5 protein-coding genes and 4 pseudogenes are annotated in these 5,644 nt (G+C 39.9%); 3 read left to right on the top strand and 6 right to left on the bottom strand.

Annotated features, from left to right (window positions below):
- Positions 1–121: 121 nt before the first annotated feature.
- From BLV99_RS17720 to BLV99_RS17710, 3 genes are read right to left on the bottom strand one after another with little or no spacing between them, the layout of a single operon-like run.
- Positions 122–826: an ABC transporter ATP-binding protein gene (locus BLV99_RS17720; RefSeq protein ID WP_074947794.1), complete on the bottom strand. Its 705-nt coding sequence runs from the start codon at positions 824–826 to the stop codon at positions 122–124.
- A 3-nt stretch (positions 827–829) separates the two neighbouring features.
- Complete coding sequence (locus BLV99_RS17715; protein ID WP_074947793.1) at positions 830–2,038, bottom strand: ABC transporter permease; 1,209 nt, start codon at positions 2,036–2,038, stop codon at positions 830–832.
- Positions 2,035–3,102: an efflux RND transporter periplasmic adaptor subunit gene (locus tag BLV99_RS17710; RefSeq protein ID WP_228144088.1), complete on the bottom strand. Its 1,068-nt coding sequence runs from the start codon at positions 3,100–3,102 to the stop codon at positions 2,035–2,037. Before BLV99_RS17710 ends, BLV99_RS17715 begins: the two co-directional genes overlap by 4 nt.
- A 296-nt stretch (positions 3,103–3,398) precedes the next feature.
- On the opposite strand from BLV99_RS17710, the pseudogene BLV99_RS18805 reads away from it, so the two are divergent.
- From BLV99_RS18805 to hemJ, 3 genes and pseudogenes are all read left to right on the top strand, one after another.
- Positions 3,399–3,503, top strand: a pseudogene (locus BLV99_RS18805) (transposase domain-containing protein); the annotation flags it as partial.
- A pseudogene (locus tag BLV99_RS17705) lies at positions 3,499–3,695 on the top strand (beta-ketoacyl-ACP synthase I); the annotation flags it as partial. The pseudogenes BLV99_RS18805 and BLV99_RS17705, both read left to right, overlap by 5 nt.
- A 65-nt stretch (positions 3,696–3,760) precedes the next feature.
- Positions 3,761–4,213, top strand: a complete 453-nt coding sequence (gene hemJ, locus BLV99_RS17700) for a protoporphyrinogen oxidase HemJ (protein ID WP_074947791.1) — start codon at positions 3,761–3,763, stop codon at positions 4,211–4,213.
- Positions 4,214–4,566: 353 nt separating this feature from the next.
- Here hemJ and BLV99_RS17695 read toward each other — a convergent pair.
- The 3 genes and pseudogenes from BLV99_RS17695 to BLV99_RS17685 form a co-directional block, all read right to left on the bottom strand.
- Positions 4,567–4,791 (bottom strand): annotated as a pseudogene (locus BLV99_RS17695) (transposase domain-containing protein); the annotation flags it as partial.
- Between the two features lie 308 nt (positions 4,792–5,099).
- Positions 5,100–5,411, bottom strand: coding sequence for a hypothetical protein (locus tag BLV99_RS17690; RefSeq protein ID WP_213030970.1), 312 nt, complete (start codon positions 5,409–5,411; stop codon positions 5,100–5,102).
- A 98-nt stretch (positions 5,412–5,509) separates the two neighbouring features.
- Positions 5,510–5,644 (bottom strand): annotated as a pseudogene (locus BLV99_RS17685) (IS6 family transposase); the annotation flags it as partial.

Raw genomic sequence — 5,644 nt, 5'->3', positions numbered from 1 at the left:
TTCCCATTGATCATCTCTTAAGGCATAGCGTTTAGTCATAAAAGTATAATGGGGACAAGGTGGTTTTCCTCAAGGTAATTGATGACACGCCCTAGATAAAATACTTTAAATTTCTAAGTTTTTAGAAACTACGACCCTCTCCTTTTTCTTCATACGTTATTCCCTCACGAATATGATACAGTCGCTGGAAAGTCGGAATAATTTTATCGTCATGTGTAACAACAATAATTGCTGTTTGAAATTTTTCCGCCATTTCGTGCAACAAACGAATTACAGTCATGGCACGAACGCTGTCTAAAGGTGCCGTTGGCTCATCTGCCAAAATGACAGGTGGCTTATTAATCAAGCCGCGTGCAATAGCTACACGTTGTTGTTCACCACCTGATAATTGCCCAGGCATGGCATGAACACGATGCTGAACATCTAAAGCAGTCAAAATTTCTAAAGCACTTGCACGTGCAGTGTCATTAGGAACACCTGCAAGCATAGGTAATAGCGCAACATTATCTAAAACATTCAAAAAAGGAATCAAATAAGGTGTTTGGAACATAAAACCAATTTTGTCACGTCGCAATGCACTTAAATCTTTTACCAACCAGTGTTGATCAAAAATCACTTCACTCCCTAAAGTCATACGTCCTTCAGTGGGATCAATCACAGCGCCTAAACATTTTAATAAGGTACTTTTACCTGAACCTGACGGACCAATCAGTCCAACAACTTCTCCTGGATCCACCCACATATTGACATCTTTTAATGCATAAAAAGCATTATCACCTTGCCCAAAACGTTTTTTTAAACCCTCAATTAAAATTCCGTGGGTCATGTGTTATCCTCCAATTGCTTCGGCTGGATCAATACGTAATGCCATACGAATAGCTACTAGACTTGCCAACATACAAATCAACATCACAGCAATAAATCCAAGAATAGAATCCTGAGGAATCAATAATACATACTTTGGAAAATATGGCGCAGCAAAGGTTGAAGTGATTTTACCTATAGTAAATCCAATTAGACCAAGTGCGAGCGCTTGCTGTAAGATCATCCAGGCAATCGTTCGGTTGCGTGTTCCAATTAGTTTCAGAACTGCAATTTCTCGAATTTTATCCATGGTTAGGGTATAAATAATAAATGCCACAATTGCCGCGCTCACCAAAGCCAAAATTACTAAAAACATCGCAATCTGCCTTGCTGATGTTGCAATCATCTTGCTAATTAAAATATGTTCCATTTGAAGACGCGTGTAGACAGTCAGTTGCTGCCAACGTTGGATGTGTTCAGCAGTATCTTCTGCGGAAGTACCAGTTTTAAGACGGACTAAAATTGCATTTACATAACGATTGCTGGTTTGAGCACTCAGAACACTGTCTAATAAATCTGGATACGCAGGACGATTGTAAATCGGATTTTGTGCGGTACGTCGGCGGTCTTGTAAAATTGCCGCATTATCTTTTTGAAATTGGGCTTGTTGTGCATCTTTAAGCGGAATAAAAATCATCGGGTCACCACCTGATGACACCATTCGTCGAGTCAATCCTACTACAGTAAAATAATTACGACGGATTTTGATGCGATCACCTAATTTAAGTCCTGAAGTGATGTCTACAACAGCTTCATAGTGCCCCCGAGTCAATTGACGTCCCGCTAAAAGGTAAGGTGGCCAGCCTAAATTATTCCAGGCATGTTCACCTGTATGGATTCCAACCACCATCGCACGGATATCTTTATCTTTATAATGAACTTGTGTGGTCAGATAAGTAATATTTGAGGCATGTTCTACTTCAGGTGTAGTCATGACACTACGATATAAATCATCACGCACACTAGAAGGTTCAGCATATGGACCAAGCGTATCTTGTTGTACCACCCATAAATCTGCACCGCTATTATTTAATAAAGCCTTGGCATCATCCACCATACCACGGTAGACACCCGCCATAATTAGAGTCACGCCGATCAACAAGCCAAGTCCAAAACCAGTAAAAACAAACTTACCCCATGAATGGAATATATCCCGACCGGCTAAGCTAATCATTCAGATGTTCCTGCAAGATTTTTTACAATACGCAAACGGTTTTTCGCATTAAGTGGTTTTTCACTATATAAAACGATTTGATCATTTTCTGATAGACCATCGAGTACTTGAACATCACCCTCTAAATTAGAGCGACCTAGTTTAATTTCAATAAATTGTAGTTTTTGATCTGTCACTTTCCAGACACCGACTTGGTTATTGATGCGGTGAATAGCAGCATTTGGAATAGCAAGGCTGCGAGACAGTGGTGCTAATTTAATTGTCACTTCTGCTAATTCACCTAAAGGGGGTAGAGGGTTAGGTTGTTGACTAAAGACTACTTTGGCTAAGATTTCTTCGGTAATAACATCTGCACGAGGCTCTACCCATAAGACTTGACCTGAAAGCGTGTTACTTTGACGCGAACGTAAATGAATTTGTGCAGGTAAACCTGAGGCTAAGCCAATCGCACTAGATTGATCGAAGCGTGTATTCAACCAAATAGACTTCGGGTCTACAATTTCCAATACGGTTTGCCCTGCAACTACAGTAGAGCCAGGTTCTGCATAACGGGCTGTGACTATACCTGGTGCTGTTGCCATTAAATTTAAATTGTCGCGCTGGGCTTGTAGTGTATTGAGGTCTGCACGAGCTTTATTAAGTTCTTGTTGCATTGAGCCAAGTGCTGTTGTAGCGAGATCAAGCTCCTGCTGCTTAATCGCGAGTGACTCTTGACTGGTGGCATTGATTTTGGTGAGTTGCTGATAGCGTTGAACTTGTTGCTGTGCAAACTTTTGACGAATTTGAATATCTTGTTGCTGAGAGATGATTTTTTGGATAATGGCACGTTGTGCAAGTGTTTTTTCTTCCAAATCGACTGGATCCATTTCTCCCAAGAGCTGTCCAGTTTGTACAGCATCGCCAATATCGACTTGAAGGTTTTTAAGACGACCTGCCGCTGTGGGACCAATTTTGTAATTATGACGAGCTTCAACAGTCGCTATACCAAACAGACTAGGCTGAATAGATTTATACTTAACCTGTGTCAGACTGACCTTGACTGGTGCAAAAGGTCCTGTACGCAATAGGACATAAACCAAAAATAAGATTAATGTAATAAGCACTACAAGAACGGAAAGAGCCCTCTTTCCTAATAGAAATGTTTGCATCTGTATTTTGCTTATCTTATCTAATTAAGAATAATATAATCTATTTCTAAGTATTATATAAAACAATTCCTTCCCCAAAAAGGATTGTAGCAACCTCTCTAGTGAACACACTTTATCAAGCTATCCGATAATCCTTAATTTGGTCCCCACTTAAAATAAGTGGAGACTTAATTCATGACTACAAATACTCATACATGGGACGTAAGAGCTAGCTGTTTGCAGGATCACTGTACAGTGGTCAACGAGCTGTGAACACATGATGCTTACAGTCAGCGAAACTGAATGGACTGGATCCGTATGCCTATATGAGTGATTTATTCAGTATTGATGATGCAAAATGACTTTATTGCACCAAAAATCAACGTGACTGAACTGGATGAAGGTGCAAAACCATTTGATATCGTGCTTGAAAATGTGACATAAAATTGAATACTATGATGAGTAACAGTTTCGGTTTTGGCGGTGTAAATGCATGTCTTGTTTTCAAAAAATTGAGAAGGCTAAGCTAAGAATTGTTGATCATTCGGCAACGGATGATCAACTTCTGCCACACTGCCCTTAAAAGGGTGAATAGATGGATGCTCCTTCTGATGCTTTCTTGTGGGTAAAAGCATTACATATTATTGCTGTAGTTTGCTGGTTCGCCGCTTTGTTCTACTTGCCACGTTTATATGTTTATCATGCGATGAGTGAAGATGCCACGAGTCATCAGCGTTTCCAGATTATGGAACGAAAGTTGTACCGCGGCATCATGTGGCCGTCAATGCTTGCCACTCTCATCACAGCGCATTTTTTAGTGGATTGGGGTGATGCAACTCGGCATTACCATGAAGCACTCTGGTTTTACCTGAAAGTTGGATTAGTGGGCTTACTGGTGATTTACCATTTTGTTTGTGGTTATTATCGTAAAAAACTGATGGAAAACCCGCATTACAAATCACATAAGTTTTGGCGTTTCTTCAATGAAATGCCAACGCTTATTTTACTCGCAGTAGTGATTTTAGTGGTGGTTAAACCGCAGTTTTAATCCAGTTGATTTTAAAAAACCTCCTTAAGGAGGTTTCTACAAAGCAGTGCTTTTCACCTTCATAAAAGGCAAGAGTAATCTATATCTAACCTTGCGAAAGCAGGGTTTTTTATTGTCTAAAAAAATCAGGAGCCTCTATGACGACGGAAATATCACATCTCGATTATTATTGAGACATCCAAAGGTAAAAAAAGCACTGATTATCTAACTATAGCTAAATTCTAAAGGCTGTAGCGCGTAAATATATTTGTAAAATACCATTTTACAAGGTTTTTGATGTGCTACTAAATTAAGTAATCAGCTATAAGTCATTAGAGTAAATGTAAGCGTCCGCTGAACCCCATGCATATTTTTTAATTCGGTTCAGGTTTCCAGCGGTGAGGTAGTAATTCTTCTATTTGGGTCGCTTTATGTGTCGGCAACCTTTTCAGCACATCACTTAAATAGGCATACGGATCCAGGCCATTCAGCTTTGCTGACTGAATCAGGGTCATGACCGCAGCTCGCTGACCACTGCGTAGCGAGCCAGCAAACAGCCAGTTATTAGGTAATCCCCAGGGATGTATTTGATTCTCCAGCCCCTTGCGAAGCAATGCTCCTCAGGTGGTGTAGATGGCTTTGCGTATCTCCCCCCCCTGAGGCTGCCATAATAAAATGACGAAATTTATCCTTTAAGCCATACGGCTGATCTGATTGTTCACCTAGACTTATTAAAGCCGTGGAACATTGATCAAGAAGTAAGCGTGGAACGTGAAAAATCATAAAAAAAGCCCGAATAGGGATATTCGGGCTATAAACTTTGAAATAAGTATATTAATTTAAAGGTAAATTATAACACTGTTATTCCTAAGTAGAAATGTCCGCTTTAGAATCCTCGCTTTTGCGATTATCGAAGCGGACGGTTTATATCATCAATGCCGAAATAAAAATCTAGATCATAATTACGATCTGGCTGCTTTTCAGGTTCATAAGTTTGTTCTAAGACATCGCTTTGAGGGGTAGGCTTAGGCTTTTTCACCTCGTGGATATGGCTCTTTATGTTCTCAAAACTCTCTAAACACGATTGATATGACGCTCTTTGATGTTTCAAATGGTCATTTTGAGGCTCTAAAATAATTTCACATTTCAGATAGTTAAGCATGCGTTGGTCGTTTTTGATGATCTCCTCGATTTTGTCATAGTCCCATGTATTGATCATTCTGCTTGCTTGGCTGATGTATTTATCCAAGTTTTGAGCTTTTTTCGGCACTGTTGCAAATAGAGATTTGAGTCGATGATGTTCCCTTTAAAAAGTGCTTAGAGACCGAAAACCCTGTTGATTAGACACACTTCACCCTGAGGCTGACCATAATAAAATGACGATGCTTGTCCTTTACGTAGTGCACGCATGACTTCAATACCTTTAATTGTGGCATAAGCCGTCTTCATAGA

It is taken from the genome of Acinetobacter kyonggiensis (assembly GCF_900107285.1).
Lineage (GTDB): Bacteria > Pseudomonadota > Gammaproteobacteria > Pseudomonadales > Moraxellaceae > Acinetobacter > Acinetobacter kyonggiensis.
This window is presented reverse-complemented; position numbering and strand designations above follow the sequence as displayed.

Excerpts from the sequence above, each read along its gene's own strand:
- BLV99_RS17720 (WP_074947794.1), bottom strand. The coding sequence starts at position 826 with ATGACCCACGGAATTTTAATTGAGGGTTTAAAAAAACGTTTTGGGCAA.
- BLV99_RS17715 (WP_074947793.1), bottom strand. The coding sequence starts at position 2,038 with ATGATTAGCTTAGCCGGTCGGGATATATTCCATTCATGGGGTAAGTTT.
- hemJ (WP_074947791.1), top strand. The coding sequence starts at position 3,761 with ATGGATGCTCCTTCTGATGCTTTCTTGTGGGTAAAAGCATTACATATT.
- BLV99_RS17690 (WP_213030970.1), bottom strand. The coding sequence starts at position 5,411 with ATGATCAATACATGGGACTATGACAAAATCGAGGAGATCATCAAAAAC.